This is a genomic window from Rhodococcus sp. KB6 (assembly GCF_001445685.1).
Taxonomy (GTDB): Bacteria; Actinomycetota; Actinomycetes; order Mycobacteriales; family Mycobacteriaceae; genus Rhodococcus_F; species Rhodococcus_F qingshengii.
Genome location: NZ_LNAK01000156.1, coordinates 97,577 through 113,372, shown reverse-complemented (window position 1 = coordinate 113,372; position 15,796 = coordinate 97,577). Strand labels below are relative to the sequence as shown.

The window sequence follows — 15,796 nt, the reverse complement described above, 5'->3', positions numbered from 1 at the left end:
CGCCAGGCCGGCGCGGTCCGAGTCGATCCAATCGCGAAGCCGACTCCACGCGGACAGCAAGACCTCGTGCGAAACCTCGACGGTCTCCTCGTCGACGGTGAGAAGGCGGCGTAGGCGAACCGGTCGATGACGGTATTCACGTCGTCGACGTCGTCACCGAGGAAGAGTTCGGTGCGCGGTGCCCGCCGACGCGTCTGCGTCACTTCGTCGACGTTGACCAATCGCAGGAAGATCCTGCGCGCCAACTGCTGCTGCCTCTCTGTGAGCTCGCCGTACACTTCCTCCGCGCTTTGCTGGACGGCTCCGGCAATCCCGTCGGTGGCGTAGTAATCCGAGACGGTCAGAGTTTTACGCGTCGACCGTTGCCAGGTCCCCAACAGTGCGTGTGACAGCAAGGGCAAAGCTCCGGGGTCGCTCGCCGTACGCGAGCCGCGTGGTGTCAGCTCGGAGACCAGAACCTGAACCAATTCGCTCTGCACGGTCATCCCGGCCTTGATCGCCGGCTCGACGATCACCTCGCGCAATTGTTCGTCGGTCAGTGGCCCGACCACCATCGGCGAATCGTCGAGCAGCGGCACCAAAAGCGGTTCCTCCGCCGCGAGCCCGTAGAAGTCGGCGCGCATTCCGATGACGGCGATGGTGTTCTCACCGAGTTCCGCGAGTGTCCGCAGTATTTCCTCGCGCCGATCACCGTCGCACTGCGTCCACAGTTCCTCGAACTGGTCGAGGATAAAGACGGTTGGTTCGTCGGAGATCGACGACGGAATTCCTCCCGTACCCGGCTGCAGGGTTTCCACCCGCCAACCGTCGAACCGTGGATCGTCCCCGGCGATCTTGGGGGCGAGCCCGGCCCGCAGCAACGACGACTTACCCGATCCGGAGGCACCGATCACCATGAACTGACGGCGACCGACACCTCGTATCGCCGACGCCACCCGCTCAACCAAGTTGGCAGTGAGTTCGTCTCGACCGAAGAACCACTCGGCGTCCTCTTGCCGGAACGACTCGAGACCTCGATACGGAACGGTGGCGTCGCCGCGTCGTCTGGCCGTCAACTGTCTCACTCGTTGCACCGCACTGATCCAGCGCTGCCGCTCATCCTCGGAATCGACGCCGCAGGCCTCGAGGAGCGCGAAAAACATCGGGGTACTCGCCGGCGTCGGCAGGTGTTGGCCGGCAAACCATCCGCTGACGGTTCCGTGCAAACCACCCGAACGCTCGACGGCTTCGCGGACCGTCAGTCCGGCTGCGTTCCGCAGTGCAGTGAGCGTCTCAGCAAACTGCCCACGCGACTCGATCCGGGCGGGATCGACCTGATTGTGCGTACCGGCTTCTGCCTTCGAGTTCATAGCGACGCACTCTATCGGGGCAGGTAGGGGATTTGTCCGTTGTATGGACTCTGTATCGAGAGAGTTGCACCCGTTCCACTGAGACACCTCGATCGAAATACTCGTCTCAGTCGCACCCTGAGCCAGCAGCCCTTCTGCAAATACGGCAGTCGACGCCCATCCCCTCCGTCGAAAGGCGCTACTCGCATGTCTTCAATCGGCATTTCTCCGAAGATCGAGGCAAACGTGTCCCGAGTCGGCAACCCCAAGCACGGCAAGCACAAGCCGAAGCTGAGCGTCCGCGAGATCGAAGTACTTCTTGCCTGGCTACGTTCGGATTCCAAGTCCGAGGTCGCCGAGACACTCGGCCTACGCGTCTGCACCGTCAACACACACATCACTCGGATCCGCACGAAGTACAGCGACGTCGGGCGGCCGGCTCCCACGAAGGCAGCATTGTTTGCCCGCGCGGTCCAGGACGGGTACACCACCCTCGACGAGTGGTGACCTCAGACCGTGACGGGTTCCGGTTCCTTCGCCTTGGACGGCTTCAGCCAACCGGGTAGCCAGGCAGGTTGTTTGTCCGGTGCTTGATCGAGAACACCGCCCGCCGGATCGTCGATGAACCCGTACCGCACGAGATCCTCCGACGGCCGGTAGATCTGCCGGAGCACCAGCGCGCACAGAACGAGTACCGCGATGTCCCGGATCACGACGGTTCCGGTGAACCACTGCTCGGGCAGCCCCTTGTTGGACACACCGAGGTAATACATCATTCGTGGAACCCAGACCAGGGCGTCGATGGTCATCCACGCGAGCAGGAGTCTGCGGTGCGGCAAGGCCAACACGGCCAGCGGCACCAGCCACAGAGAATACTGCGGGCTCCACACCTTGTTCGTGAGCAGGAAGCCCGCCACCAACAGGAAGCACAGCTGCGCAACTCGCGGACGACGCTGCGCCGTCAGGGCGACGTATCCGACACCGATGCAGACGGCCACGAACAAAAGCAGAGAGACGGCGTTGAGATTCGACGGTGACTCACCCTGTGCGAGAGGACCGTCGAGGCCCTTCCACGACGTGAACGACGCGATCACGTTGTAGAGCGAATCCGGATCGGCCCCGCGTTCGGAGTTGAGCCGGAAGAACTCGTACCAACCATGGGGGTACAGCGCGGCAATGGGCAGGTTCACCGCAAGCCATGCCGCGACCGCGCTGAGAGCGGTCACCAGCCAGTCCCTCGTCTTGCCCGCGCGCAGACACAGGACCAAGAGCGGTCCCAGTAGGAGCAGCGGGTAGAGCTTCGCGGCGCCGCCCAGGCCGAGCAGGATTCCCGCGAGCACGGGCCGCTTGCGTGCCCATGCCAACAACCCACCCGCCGCGAACGCCGTCGCCAGAGGATCGAAGTTCGTGAACACGTGCACGATCACCAACGGGGAACACGCGATGAGAGCGCCGTCCCACACTCGTCGTCCGGCCAGCAGGGTGCTCGCCCACACGGTGACCAGCCACGCCAACGCCAACCCGAACGCCACGACGTTGAAATAGAGCGCCACCTGAATCGCGCCCGGCAGCCAGGTGATCGAATCCCACGCCTTCGCGACTTTCATTGCGCCGTACTGGTAGAGCCCCGAGATGACCGGATACTCCATGTACCGCATCTGGATCGAACCGTCGCCGCGTACTTCTTCCCACGACGTCTTGTACGGGAATGCTCCCTGATCGAGGCGCTCGGCTCCGTACAGCGGAACGGTATCGGAGTAACACATCGCCACGTACTGACGGCTGCCACTCCAGTCGAGGCCGACCTGCCCGCTCTCGCCGACCGGCGCCTGTTGAATACAGCCCGCCTTGGCGAACCAGCCGAAAGCCAAGAACACCACGGCGAGCAGAAGGATCACTCGCATCGGTGTGAAGAAGCGAGTGCGCCCGATCAGTGCGTGACGACCTACCGGACCGCCGACGGTTCCCGACAGCGCAGACACCATCGCGTCGTTGCGACTGGGAACGTCCCGCCAATCCGCCGAACGAAGATCTTCGGCCAGCGGAGCGGGGGAGGTCGGTTCGGCATCATCAGCATTCGCGGCCACTCCGCGAGGTTACCGTCTTTCGAACCGACCACCCTCCAACTACTGGCCGGGGCTCACACCTGCCGGTTCTTCCTCGGTGGTCTCGCCTGCCCCCGGTACCTGTGGCGTGGTTGTCGTCGGCCGGGAGATGCCCGGAATCGGGATCGTGATGCCCGGCAGAACCTCGACCTGCGTCGTTGTCACCACGGGCGGCGGAGTGGTTTCCGTCGTAGTCGGCGCAGTGGTCGGCGGCGCCGACGTCTTGGGCGGTGCGGGAGCCGTGTACTCCGGAACACCACCGGCTTGACCGTTGATCTTGCCCGGCGTCGGGAACTTCTCGTTGTCGGTGCCCTCGAGGGCGCCGTCCATCGTGTCCTTCCAGATGTCCGAAGGCAGACCCGAGCCGTAGATCATCGCGCCGCCCGAGTTGGTGATCGCTTCACCGTCGGGAGTTCCGACCCAGACCGCGGTCGAGAGAGACGGCGTGTAGCCGACCATCCACGCGTCCTTGTTGGCTCCGGTGTCACCGAGCTGCGCAGTACCTGTCTTCGACGCCGACAGACGTCCGCCGGCCAGGTTGTGGCCGCGCGAGTACGCCGCGATCGGCTGCATCGCAGCCGTCACGTTGTCCGCCACGGCAGCGTCGATGCGGTCTTCACCGGCGGGCGCGCCGCGGTCCAGCAGCACGGTGCCGTCGGCCGCGACGACCTTCTGCACGAAGTGCGGTGCGTGATACGTACCGGACGCGGCGAGTGTCGCGTACGACGACGCCATGTCGAGCACGCGGGCCTGGTACTGGCCGAGCACGATGCCGTTGTTGGGGCCGGAACCGTCAGCCTCGGTGAGCGACGGGCCGACGCCCGGGATGTCCTTCGGGATGCCTGCCTTGTGAGCGATGTCCGCGATTTCCTGCGGGCCGTTGCCGTCGAGGCTGAGCATCTGACGGTAGAAGCTGGTGTTCAGCGAACGCTTGAGCGCCTCTGCGATGGTGCAGGTGCCGCAGCTTTCACCTTCGACGTTGCCGATGGAGATGCCGTTGACGGTCAGCGGTGAGCTGTCGTACATCTGCGAGAGCGGGATTCCCTGATCCAGGGCGGCTGCGAGGCCGAACACCTTGAACGAGGAACCGGTCTGAAGTCCGGCATTCGCGAAGTCGTATCCCGCGCCGTCCTCACCGCCGTAGTACGCCTTGACGGCTCCGGTCTTCGGATCGACCGAGACAACTGCGGTACGCAGATTCTCCGGCTCACCCTCCATGTTGGAACGGGCTGCCTCGACCGCTGCGGCCTGAGCCTGCGGGTCGATGGTCGTGGTGATCTGCAAGCCCTCGGTGTTGAGCAACTGCTCGCTGATTCCAGCGTCGCCGATCTCCTTGAGCACCTGACGCTTGATCAGGCCTTCGGGTCCGGTCGAGCCCTGGCTGCTGTTGTCGACCTGGGCGAGCGGGATGTAAGCGGGGTACTGCATCGGCGTGCGCGCGGCCTGATCCAGCGTGCCTGCAGACACCATGCCGTCGAGCACGTAATCCCAGCGGGACTTCGCGCCTGTCGGGTTGGTCTCGGGATCGAGGAGCGACGGAAGCTGGATCGACGACGCCAGGACGGCGCCTTCTTCGATGGACAGCTGGTCGACGGGCTTACCGAAGTAAGCCTTGGATGCTGCGCCGATGCCGTATGCGCCGCGACCGAAGTAAATGGTGTTCAGATACGCGGCGAGGATGTCGTCCTTGGACCACTCGTTGGCCATCTTCGAGGAGATGACGAGTTCCTTCATCTTTCGCGTCAGCGAACGCTCCGAGCCGACAAGCGCCTTCTTGACGTACTGCTGCGTGATGGTCGAGCCACCACCGGCGCTGTCGCGACCGAGGACGTTGTCTCGGGCCGCGCGTGCGAAACCGGAGATCGAGAAGCCCGGGTTCGAGTAGAAATCGCGGTCCTCTGCGGCCAGAACAGCGTTACGAACGTGCGGCGGTACCTGATCGAGCGAGACCTCGACGCGGTTGCCATCTGGCGGGACGACAGTGCTGATCACCGTGGTGCCGTCGGCGGCAAAGACCGTCGCCACCTGATTGGTCTTGAGGTCACCGGGCTTGGGGACGTCCTGCACGATGTACGCCGCCATGAAGGCAAGGACGGGCAGAACAAGACCGAGCGCCACCAAGACGTAGGCCGAGCGGCGAACTGTGCGCCACTTGGACTTCTTCTTCACGGTGCTCTTTCTTCCCTTCGGGGGTTGTCCGTCGTTGCCACCGCCACCGGAGCCACCTGTCGGTGGCTTCGTCGGTGGAGGTCCGACCGGCGGGCGGGTGCCCGCGTTGCTACGGGTGGTCGCTGCTGCTGCCGCGACGCGCTGGGTCGGTTCGTTCGCCTGAGCGCCTACGGCGCGATCTCGAGGCGGCGGGCCGGCAGGTCGGCCTTGCGGCGGACGACCCTGAGGAGGGGGACCGGCGGGGCGGCCCTGAGGAGGCGGGCCCGAAGGTCGGGCTTGCGGCGGACGACCCTGGGGCGGGGGTCCCATCGGACGACCTTGCGGCGGACGACCCTGAGGGGGCGGACCCATCGGAGGGCGTCCCTGCGGTGGTGGGCCCATGGGACGTCCCTGCGGCGGACGACCCTGAGGAGGTCCGGCGGGACGGTTGGGACCGACGGGACGGCCACCCGGGTTGTTGCCGCCCGGGTTGTTGTTGCTGGGGGAACTCACGAATCAAATCTCCAGTGGTCACGGACCGATCACGTGCAGACTTCGATCGGGCCCTTCTTCGGGTGTGGCGTTACTCGCTGGCGGTGCGCCGGCTTGGTGGGCGTGCTCGCCGCGGTCGCGGCGGCGCAGGTACTGCGCCGAGCACATAGGACTGCACCAAGTGGTTCCAACTGCAGGTACGGCACACCTCTACAACGTGCACCGTGAACTCCTCTGCTGTTTCCGCAAGCCGAGCGAGCTCGTCCGAGGTTCGGGCCGATCCCGAAACCTGACCGAGCTTGTCGCCGAACACCCAGGACACGAGCGTCAACTGTTCCTTGCGACAAATGGGGCAGACGACGTCGCTGCCCCGGCCGTGGAACTTCGCGGCTCTGAGTAGGTACGGATCGGCGTCACACACTTGCTTGACGTCGGTCCGACCCGCAGACACTTCGGCCAGCACAGACCGACGCGCGAGCGCGTAGTCCACAACTTGCCGCTGTATCCGCACCTGACCAGCGTACGTGCGTCCGTGCCGCGACGGACGGTTCGGGAGGGTCACGATGAACACATTTCGGGGGCTGGGGGCATGGCGACCAGCCATTACGATCACTTCCTGTGAAGTCTTCTCGTTCTCCGATGACGCGCGCTCGTGATCTTGATCGCGTCGAAACGTGCAATGTGTTGGACGCCGCGTACGCCGAAGGGCAGTTGAGCGCGGAGGACTACTTCGACCGGACCGAGAAGGCGAAGTCCGCGAAGACCCTGCTCGCTCTCGCACGCCTGGTCAACGATCTGCAGGTGCCGAAGATCGAGACCAAAACGGTGCCTCGGACGTCGACGGCACGAAAGGCCGTGTTCGTCGGTGCTGCTGCTCTGATCGTCGTCGGCGCGATCGCAGCAGTGGCGTGGAGTCGGTCACCGTTGACGCCCTCGGAAGACATCACAGCCAGTTATGCCAGCACTACTTCCCTCGCTCCGCCGTTGCCGACCACCACCCCGGTGCCGGAGCCGACCGTCGAACCGATCCTGATCGCACACATCGACATGTTGACGCCGGAAGGAATCGGCGCATTCATCGAGAGGTATCGAGAAGAGTTCGGTGACATGTTCGTAGACGACGCCAGCTTCCACGGCGACTACTCATCAGTGAGCCGGGCGGTCCCCGATGCTCCCGCTCTCACCGAGTCCATCAGTTTTCGCGACGGCTTCGAGAGGGAAGTGACGTCCATTCCGCGGCGAACGGGCCAGCCGACCTTCGACCTCGGTTCCATCCAGATCGACAAGCTCGCGCCGTACATGGTGAACATCGGCGACTATGTCAATGTTTCGGACGCCGCGATCACCCACTTGATCGTGGACGCGAACTACGGCGTCCCGGAGATCGCGATCTATGCAGAGAACGGACTCGGCCACCAAGGACGCATCGAGGTCACGCCGTGGGGCGAGATCTCTCGTTCCTACCCGTACGGGAGCTAGGGTGAGCCGGTGAGTGGGTCCCCGACTACTACCTCTACGCGCACCCGCGCGCGCGACGTCGACCGTTCCGACACCTGCGCCGTTCTCGACTCCGCCCTGTCCGACGGACAGATCACGGTCGACGAGCATGCGAACCGAACGGCATCGGCCATGACCGCGACCACGCTCGGACAGCTCGATCTGCTGGTCCGCGATCTGCAGAAAGCAACGCTGCGCAACGCCGTCGCCAAAGTTCGCCGTATCGACAAGATCTGGTACCTCGCAGCCGCATCGACTATCTTCGCCGGCCTGATCGGGTACCTCACCTTGTCCGCCGACCCTTCACCCCCACCGCCTCCACCGGCGACAGCCGAAAACGTCGAACCGCTTGCCCCCATTGTGAGTTCGACGTTGAACACGGTCACCGCAAGCGGGATCGGGGAATTCATCACCAGATACAGCGCCAAGTACGGCACGACGATAATCGATTCCGCCAACTTCTACGCCGGCTATGCAAGCGTCACTCGCGCCGCCGCTGTCTCGCCGAACCTGGAGGAAGACATCGACTTTCGAGGCGGTTTCACACCACGCGACAGCACGTCGACTCGAGCAGCCAGCACCGTCACCTTCGACCTCGCTGCCGTCGACATCGACAAACTCGCCGGATATCTGGCAGGAGTGTCCGCAAATCTCAACGTCCCCGACGCCGAGATCACACACATCAGCATGAGTTCGTCGAGCGACGATCCACGCGTCTCCATCTACGCCAGCAACAACCTCGGCGCGAGCGGCTCAATGGATTTGACCCCGGATGGCCGCCCGATCCGCTTGTCTCCCTTCACTCCTCGATAGGCCCCGGACATGCCGAACGATCTGACCAGGACCACCCGCGCTCGCAATGCCGATCGCGAGGCTACCTGCGCAGTGCTGGACTCCGCCTTCGCCGACGGACAACTCACGGCGACCGAGCACGACGAATTGACCGAACTCGCCGCGGTGGCAGTCACTCTCGGCGATCTCGAAGATTTGACGTCCGATCTGCAGACCGAGGCGTCCCTACCCATTCTTCGGAAAGAACCTTCGCTGGACACGCGTTGGATCGCCGTTGTGATCATCGCGCTGTCACTGGTCTCGGCTGTCGGTTTCGGAATCAAATACGCCGCGTCCGACGTCACGATCTTCTCGAGCCCCGAGCCACAGTTACACACCGTCGACGGCCTGGGGGCGATGTTCCATGCCATCGAAACGGAGTACGGCAGCGGACTGGTCGACGAGATGACCATCTATCCCACTTATGCACGCGTAACGCGCGCCGATCCCGCCGCGCCGCGCAAGAGCCTGGACAGCTACTACCGAGGCGACCTCGAGGACACGACTTCAGGAGGATCACGCGAACCCGACGTGACACAGATCGACGTCAGACAGCTCGATCCTCGCATCGTGATCGCCCTTCTCGACGGCGCCGGAACAACGACGTCGGTGCAAAATCCGACCACTCGGTACGTCTCTGTCGACAGCACCGAAAATGTTCCGACCATCCAGATTCACGTCGGCAACGACCTCGACGAGAGCGGGTACCTGACCGCTGCCCTCGATGGCGAAATCATGTCGATCTACCCGTTCACCCCCTGATCTAGCCGTGACACCTTGGTACACGTATCGGGCCGCAGTGTGGTTTTATATATCGGCGCGATATAGTTGGTTATCGCATCAAGCGGTTAGGTTCAACGACTCGGGAGGTTTGTCAGTTGCTCGAACTCGCAATCCTCGGGCTGCTCCTCGAGTCACCGATGCACGGATACGAGCTGCGTAAGCGGCTCACTGGTCTGCTCGGCGCATTCCGCGCGTTCTCGTACGGATCGCTGTACCCGGCACTGCGGCGCATGCAAGCCGACGGATTGATCTCAGAAGACGTCGACACTGCCACCGGCACGCTCAAGCGTCGGGCGCGTCGCGTCTACCAGCTCACTCCGGAAGGTCGGCAACGGTTCACCGAACTGGTCGCCGACACCGGGCCGCAGAACTACACCGACGACGGTTTCGGCGTTCACCTCGCCTTCTTCAGCCGCACCCCCGCAGAAGCGCGGATGCGGATCCTCGAAGGCAGGCGACGTCAGGTCGAGGAGCGCCGTGAGGGGCTCCGCGAGGCCGTCGGTCGGGCCAGCGGATCGCTGGACCGCTATACCCGTCAGCTCCATCAGCTCGGACTCGAATCGAGTGAACGCGAAGTGCGTTGGCTCAACGAATTGATCGCAGCCGAGCAATCGACAACAGGAACATCCCGGAAAGAAGGAGAACCCGACCATGGGTGAGAACAGCACCGCGGTGCGCGTAGCCATTGTGGGCGTGGGTAACTGCGCCTCGTCCCTGGTTCAGGGCGTCCACTACTACAAGGATGCCGACGAGACCCAGACGGTCCCCGGCCTCATGCACGTCAAGTTCGGTAAGTACCACGTCCGCGACGTGCAGTTCGTCGCTGCGTTCGACGTCGACGCCAAGAAGGTCGGCTTCGACCTCTCCGAGGCGATCCTCGCGAGCGAGAACAACACCATCAAGATCGCCGACGTCCCGCCCCTGGACGTTCCCGTTCAGCGTGGCCCGACCCTCGACGGCATCGGCAAGTACTACGCCGAGACCATCGAGCTGTCCGACGCCGAGCCCGTCGACGTCGTCAAGGCACTCAAGGACGCTCAGGTCGACGTCCTCGTCTCCTACCTGCCCGTCGGTTCCGACGACGCTGACAAGTTCTACGCACAGTGCGCGATCGACGCAGGCGTGGCATTCGTCAACGCTCTGCCCGTCTTCATCGCTTCCGACCCGGAGTGGGCTGCCAAGTTCAAGGACGCCGGCGTCCCGATCGTCGGTGACGACATCAAGAGCCAGGTCGGCGCCACCATCACCCACCGCGTGATGGCGAAGCTGTTCGAAGACCGCGGCGTCGTGCTGGACCGCACCTACCAGCTCAACGTCGGTGGAAACATGGACTTCAAAAACATGCTCGAGCGTGATCGCCTGGAGTCCAAGAAGGTTTCCAAGACCCAGGCCGTGACGTCCAACCTGACCGGCGCACTTGCCGGCAAGGTTCACGACCGCAACGTCCACATCGGTCCCTCGGACTACGTGGAGTGGCTCGACGACCGCAAGTGGGCATACGTCCGCCTCGAAGGCCGCGCCTTCGGTGACGCTCCCCTGAACCTGGAGTACAAGCTCGAGGTCTGGGATTCGCCCAACTCTGCCGGCATCATCATCGACGCCGTCCGCGCAGCCAAGATCGCCAAGGACCGCGGCATCGGTGGACCGGTTTACCCGGCTTCCGCTTACCTGATGAAGTCCCCGCCGGTCCAGATGGCCGACGACAAGGCTCGCATCGAGCTCGAAGCGTTCATCATCGGCGCTGACGAAGCTTAATTCGACTCACACTGATTCGGGGTCTTGCGCCAATGGCGCAAGGCCCCGATTCTGTTATCCGCAGGGTGTTTCCGCATCCGCGCGGGTAATCACGCCTGCGGCTGCCGAATTGCCGTGCGGGTCCGGGTGCCGCTCAGCGTGGAATGATGGACATCAGAACCATCACACGGATCGAGGACCCCATGTCGATTACGTCGCTGCCAGTGCTCGATCTGTCGCTTGCGCAGAACCCCGACACCGCCGAGCAGTTCCGCACTCAGCTCCGCGAGGCCACCCACGAGGTCGGATTCTTCTACCTGGTCGGCCACGGAATTCCCGACGAACTGCAGCGCCGCCTCCTCGCCGTCGCCCGCGAGTTCTTCGCGCTGCCGACTGCCGAGAAGCTCGCGATCGAGAACGTCCGCAGCCCGCACTTCCGTGGGTACACCCGGCTCGGCGGCGAACTGACCGAAGGCAAGCAGGACTGGCGCGAGCAGATCGACATCGGGGCCGAACAGCCCGCGGCCGAGCGCACCGACACCTCACCGGCCTGGGAGATCCTGCAGGGCCCCAACCAGTGGCCCGACGCCCTTCCCGAACTTCGCGACGTCATCACCGAGTGGAACGACACGCTCACCTCGATCGCACTGAGCCTCTTACGCGAATGGGCGGTAGCCCTGGGCCAGGATGCGACCATCTTCGACGACGCGTTCGCTCACGATCCGTCGATCCTCATCAAGGTGGTGCGTTACCCGGGCCGCCCGAAAGGTGCCGGCTCCCAGGGCGTCGGCGGGCACAAGGACGCGGGTGTGCTGACTCTGCTCTATGTCGAACCGGGCAAGGGTGGTCTGCAGGTCGAGCACGACGGCGACTGGATCGACGCGCCGCCGATCGACGGGGCGCTGGTGGTCAACATCGGCGAACTGCTCGAGGTCGCTACCGGCGGCTACTTGAAAGCGACTGTGCACCGGGTAGTTTCACCCGAGGGCGACGGTGCGCGTATCTCGGTGCCGTTCTTCTTCAACCCGAACTACGCAGCGCAGATCCCGGAGTTCGACCTACCTCCCGAGCTGGCGGCGCGCGCCACCGGCGTCACCGTGGACGCGAACAACCCGATCCACGATTCCTACGGGGCGAATGCCCTCAAGAGTCGACTACGTGCGCACCCCGATGTCGCGGCCCGCTGGTGGCCGGACATCGTTGCGGCACAAAGCGCTACCTGACGCTGAACTACAGATCCATCGCGACTTTCCACGCCGTGTGCATCGCGCCCTCGATGTAGTCGACGTTCACCGCGTCACCGACCACGTGCACGTCGGAGACGACGCCGATCAGAGAATCGGCCAGTGGCGCCTGCGCCGACACTCCCGAGGCGACGACAACCATGTCGGCCGGAGCGGTCAGTGTCTTTTCACCGGAACGGAATTCGACGTGCTCCTTGGTGATGCGCTGCACCGTTGAATTGCGGTGAATGTTCACACCGACATGCTTGGCGTGGCGCACCGCCGTCCAGCGGCGCGGCATCGCCATCGGAATGCCCAACTGCTGGCCTTCTTCGATCAGCGTCACAGTGCGACCTCGCTCGGCCAGGAACTCCGCAAGCTCGAGTCCGACAAGCGAACCACCGATCACGACAACGTCCTTACCCATGGGCAGGAACTTGCGGGTCACAGCTCGGATCGCCGCGGGGCTCTTGGTGATACCGGACAGCTTGCCCAACTTGGCCATCGTCCGCAGGAACGGCGGTACCTGTGAGACGTCTCCCGCTCCGGTCATCAACGCGCGCAACGAATCACCGGTGTGCACGTGCGGGAGATCACCGCCCGGAACGCTAGGCCGCTCACGAACCGCACCGGTGGCCACGACTACGGCGTCGGGGTTCAGTGCCCGGATCGAAGCAACCGAGGCTTCGGTCTTCAGTCGAACATCGACACCGAGACGCTCGATTTCCACTTTCAACCAGCTGAGCAGACGCCCGTTGTCCGGGGTAGTGAGGCTCGAGAACCACAGGGTGCCGCCGAGGCGATCGGATTTGTCCAACACCGTGACTCGGTGCCCACGTTCAGCGGCCACGCGAGCCGTTTCGAGACCACCGGGGCCCGCTCCGACCACAACAACGTGTTTCGGAGTGCTGGTCCGAACGAAGGGGAGCAGCGCTTCGTTGCCCAGGGCAGGGTTCACCGCGCACAGCGGGGTCTCGTCCCAGAAGTTCTCCTGCACGCAGACGTAGCAATTGATGCAAGGCCGAACCCGCTCGGGTACACCGTCTTTGAGTTTGTTCACCAGCTGTGGATCGGCCAGGAGCTGACGGCCCATTGCGGCGAAGTCCGTGCGACCTTCCGCGATCATCTTCTCGCCGACCTCGGGGAGCATACGTCCGACGGTGATCACGGGGATCGATATCGCCTGCTTGATTCGCGTTGCATTGTCGGTGTAGTAGCCGACCTTGTCGGGCAGTGGTCCGTCGGTGAAGTTGGCAAAAGCATTCAGCGCGGTACCGGTGACATGAATGGCGTCAGCTCCGGCCTCTTCGAACATCTTCGCGGCCGCAGCAGCCTCGTCGACCGTCAGCCCGTCGGTTTCGCCGTACTCTTGACCGGCCAGACGCACGATGACGGCAAGCGCACCACCGACCTCCTCCTTGACCGCCCGAATGACCTCACAAGCGAGGCGAGCACGGTTCTCCATGGAACCTCCGTACTCGTCGCTGCGCTGATTCGTGTACCGACTCAGGAACGCTCCGAGGACGTAGTTGTGGGCACAGTGAATCTCGACGGCGTCGCCGCCCGCCGCCTTCACCCGTCCGGCAGCCTCGGCGAACATGCGGACCAGCCAATCAAGATCTTCCTCGGTTGCCTCGTGGTACGTAGCCCTCTTGCCCTCGTTGATGGCAGCCATCTTGCCCAGTTCTTCGGGCGTGCAATCGGCCATCGCGCTCATGTCACCCGGCGGCTTCGGCGTGGACGGGACCAACTGCGGTCGGCCGTCGAGGGTATCGATGCGCGCCACCTTGCCGTGGTGTGTCATCTGCACACAGAGCTTGCTGCCTGCGTCGTGGACTGCGTCGGCCAACGCCTTGAGACCGGGGATGAACCGGTCTTCCGAAAGCCCCGGTTCCTTGCGGCTGGTGCAGCCCAGCGGATACGCAACAGCGCAGCAACCGGTGATGATCAGACCCGTTCCACCAGCTGCACGCGCCACGAAGTGGTCGATGTCGCCCTTTTCGATTTCCCCGTCTTCACACAGGTTCATGTCCATCGCAGGGAGAACCACGCGATTGGGCACGGTCATCGGGCCGATGGTGCCTGGTGCGAGCAGGTGCGGAAAGGTCTGGCTTCGGATCGTCACGAGCAGACGCTAGAACCGGACCACGCCCATCCGTTGCCGCACTCCCGATCAACGAGACTTCAAGCGCTGTGACGTGCGAGGCACTCGGCTATCACCTCGAGCGCATATTCGAGGTCCGCGGATTCCACTCGCCCGTAGCCGATGACCAATCCGCCGGGGTCTCCGTGCGTTCGGGTGGACTCGACCAGGGTGGGCACTTCGACGCCGTGTTCAAGTGCCTCGCGAGCGACGGTGGCTGCCAGATCCGCGTCGAGCATGAGCGTCGTGTGCATGCCGGCGCCGAGACCCCGCAGTTCACCGAACGATGACAGCGCTTCCTCGACCGCCCGATCACGCTCCCGGTACCTGCGCCGGGCGGTACGCACCGCTCGATCCCATTCGCCGTCACGGAGCAGGGACAGGAGTGCTTGCTGCAGCGGAACCGACGGGAAGTCGCCGATTCGCTGGCGGTGTACTGCTATGCGGTCGACCAGGTCGAGGGGAGCTACCAACCAGCCCAAACGAATTCCGGCGCCGAGCGTCTTTGCAACTGTTCCGAGATACACCACCCGATCAGGAGCCAACTGGGCAAGCGCAGGCAAAGGCGCTACGTCGTAACGGAATTCGGAGTCGTAGTCGTCCTCGAACAGGACGACGTCGCGGACGCGGGCGAACTCGATCAACTGGTTGCGCCGACCTACCGGAAGCAGCCCACCCGTCGGATACTGATGGGACGGTGTCACATACACGCCACGGACGCTCTCCGACGCAGTTTCGAGTTGGTCGACACAGAGACCATGAGCGTCGACGGGCACGTCGAGCAGCGACCATCCACAGGCTGTAGCGGCCGAGGACGCATACCGGTATCCGGGATCTTCCATCGCCAGAACAGCACCACGGGTACGCAGAGCCGACAGGGCGAGGCCGAGACCATGCGTGGCACCTGAGGTGATCAGGATTCTCTCGGGTTCAACCGACATTCCGCGGGCTCTTGCCAGCAATTCCGATAGTGCCGAACGCAATTCGTAGTCACCCGCAGGATCGGGATCCTCGAAAGGTGGCGGTTTGGACCCGACGTCACGCCACGCCCGCCGCCACGCTGCCGATGCACGCGGCGGCGTCCACGGCACGCCCGGCCGGAGCTGCACTCTGGGTGACATCTTGTCGGCGGCCTTCTTCGGTGTAGTCGTGGGAGAGGGCGCGGGAGAGGGCGCCTCGGCAACGAAGGTGCCTGAGCCGTGCACAGCGACAAGCCAACCCTCGGCGATCAACTGCTCATACGCCCGTTCCACGACGCCCCGCGCCACCTCGAGCTCCGCCGCCAGCTTCCGGGAACTGGGTAACCTCAGACCCACTGCCGCCTTACCACTGCGGATATCAGCTCTCAGGTGGTCGGCAATCTGGACCGGGAGCGCCCGCCGATCTGTCCGATCGAGGACCACGGCTACCGCCGAAGGCAGAAACATTCAGAACCCTCCCGGAAGTGGCAAATCGAAGTGGCCTATCGAAGTCTCCACTGATTGGACCATGACTTGAAGCCACTTTGCCACC

The 15,796-nt window shown here is 63.9% G+C and carries 12 protein-coding genes and 1 pseudogene; 7 read left to right on the top strand and 6 right to left on the bottom strand.

Going from position 1 to position 15,796, the window contains the following annotated elements:
* Positions 1–3: 3 nt before the first annotated feature.
* A pseudogene (locus ASU23_RS35010) lies at positions 4–1,349 on the bottom strand (helix-turn-helix domain-containing protein); the annotation flags it as partial.
* A 186-nt stretch (positions 1,350–1,535) separates the two neighbouring features.
* Between ASU23_RS35010 and ASU23_RS30650 the strand changes: the two are divergent.
* A complete protein-coding gene (locus ASU23_RS30650; protein ID WP_003941253.1) occupies positions 1,536–1,835 on the top strand; it encodes a LuxR C-terminal-related transcriptional regulator in 300 nt (99 codons plus the stop codon).
* Between the two features lie 2 nt (positions 1,836–1,837).
* Here the strand turns inward: ASU23_RS30650 and ASU23_RS30645 are convergent, their stop codons facing one another.
* The 3 genes from ASU23_RS30645 to ASU23_RS30630 form a co-directional block, all read right to left on the bottom strand.
* Positions 1,838–3,415, bottom strand: a complete 1,578-nt coding sequence (locus ASU23_RS30645) for a glycosyltransferase family 87 protein (protein WP_030537124.1) — start codon at positions 3,413–3,415, stop codon at positions 1,838–1,840.
* A 39-nt stretch (positions 3,416–3,454) separates the two neighbouring features.
* Entirely contained in the window at positions 3,455–5,602 is a 2,148-nt protein-coding gene (locus ASU23_RS30640) for a transglycosylase domain-containing protein (protein WP_007735524.1), read from the bottom strand.
* Between the two features lie 562 nt (positions 5,603–6,164).
* Positions 6,165–6,584: a DUF5318 family protein gene (locus ASU23_RS30630; RefSeq protein WP_042448217.1), complete on the bottom strand. Its 420-nt coding sequence runs from the start codon at positions 6,582–6,584 to the stop codon at positions 6,165–6,167.
* 128 nt (positions 6,585–6,712) lie between these two features.
* On the opposite strand from ASU23_RS30630, the gene ASU23_RS30625 reads away from it, so the two are divergent.
* The 6 genes from ASU23_RS30625 (at position 6,713) to ASU23_RS30600 (ending at position 12,141) form a co-directional block, all read left to right on the top strand.
* Positions 6,713–7,552: a DUF1707 domain-containing protein gene (locus tag ASU23_RS30625; RefSeq protein ID WP_058039350.1), complete on the top strand. Its 840-nt coding sequence runs from the start codon at positions 6,713–6,715 to the stop codon at positions 7,550–7,552.
* Positions 7,553–7,561: 9 nt separating this feature from the next.
* Positions 7,562–8,383: a DUF1707 domain-containing protein gene (locus tag ASU23_RS30620; protein WP_058039349.1), complete on the top strand. Its 822-nt coding sequence runs from the start codon at positions 7,562–7,564 to the stop codon at positions 8,381–8,383.
* Between the two features lie 9 nt (positions 8,384–8,392).
* The gene (locus tag ASU23_RS30615; protein WP_054827438.1) at positions 8,393–9,163 is read left to right on the top strand and encodes a DUF1707 domain-containing protein; all 771 of its coding nucleotides are present in this window, start codon (positions 8,393–8,395) and stop codon (positions 9,161–9,163) included.
* Between the two features lie 116 nt (positions 9,164–9,279).
* Entirely contained in the window at positions 9,280–9,843 is a 564-nt protein-coding gene (locus tag ASU23_RS30610) for a PadR family transcriptional regulator (protein ID WP_003946014.1), read from the top strand.
* Positions 9,836–10,939, top strand: a complete 1,104-nt coding sequence (locus tag ASU23_RS30605) for an inositol-3-phosphate synthase (protein ID WP_003945979.1) — start codon at positions 9,836–9,838, stop codon at positions 10,937–10,939. Before ASU23_RS30610 ends, ASU23_RS30605 begins: the two co-directional genes overlap by 8 nt.
* A 143-nt stretch (positions 10,940–11,082) precedes the next feature.
* Entirely contained in the window at positions 11,083–12,141 is a 1,059-nt protein-coding gene (locus ASU23_RS30600) for an isopenicillin N synthase family oxygenase (RefSeq protein ID WP_253741551.1), read from the top strand.
* A gap of 7 nt (positions 12,142–12,148) precedes the next feature.
* Here the strand turns inward: ASU23_RS30600 and ASU23_RS30595 are convergent, their stop codons facing one another.
* Together ASU23_RS30595 and ASU23_RS30590 are read right to left on the bottom strand one after the other, a co-directional pair.
* Positions 12,149–14,266: an FAD-dependent oxidoreductase gene (locus ASU23_RS30595; RefSeq protein WP_058039348.1), complete on the bottom strand. Its 2,118-nt coding sequence runs from the start codon at positions 14,264–14,266 to the stop codon at positions 12,149–12,151.
* Positions 14,267–14,325: 59 nt separating this feature from the next.
* Positions 14,326–15,711 carry a PLP-dependent aminotransferase family protein gene (locus ASU23_RS30590; RefSeq protein WP_007735514.1) on the bottom strand — a complete coding sequence of 462 codons (1,386 nt, stop codon included), beginning with the start codon at positions 15,709–15,711 and terminating at the stop codon, positions 14,326–14,328.
* Positions 15,712–15,796 lie beyond the last annotated feature (85 nt).

What these genes read in the sequence shown, in the direction of transcription:
- ASU23_RS30650 (WP_003941253.1), top strand. Translation starts at nt 1,536, where the DNA reads ATGTCTTCAATCGGCATTTCTCCGAAGATCGAGGCAAACGTGTCCCGA.
- ASU23_RS30625 (WP_058039350.1), top strand. Translation starts at nt 6,713, where the DNA reads ATGACGCGCGCTCGTGATCTTGATCGCGTCGAAACGTGCAATGTGTTG.
- ASU23_RS30615 (WP_054827438.1), top strand. Translation starts at nt 8,393, where the DNA reads ATGCCGAACGATCTGACCAGGACCACCCGCGCTCGCAATGCCGATCGC.
- ASU23_RS30605 (WP_003945979.1), top strand. Translation starts at nt 9,836, where the DNA reads ATGGGTGAGAACAGCACCGCGGTGCGCGTAGCCATTGTGGGCGTGGGT.
- ASU23_RS30600 (WP_253741551.1), top strand. Translation starts at nt 11,083, where the DNA reads ATGATGGACATCAGAACCATCACACGGATCGAGGACCCCATGTCGATT.
- ASU23_RS30590 (WP_007735514.1), bottom strand. Translation starts at nt 15,711, where the DNA reads ATGTTTCTGCCTTCGGCGGTAGCCGTGGTCCTCGATCGGACAGATCGG.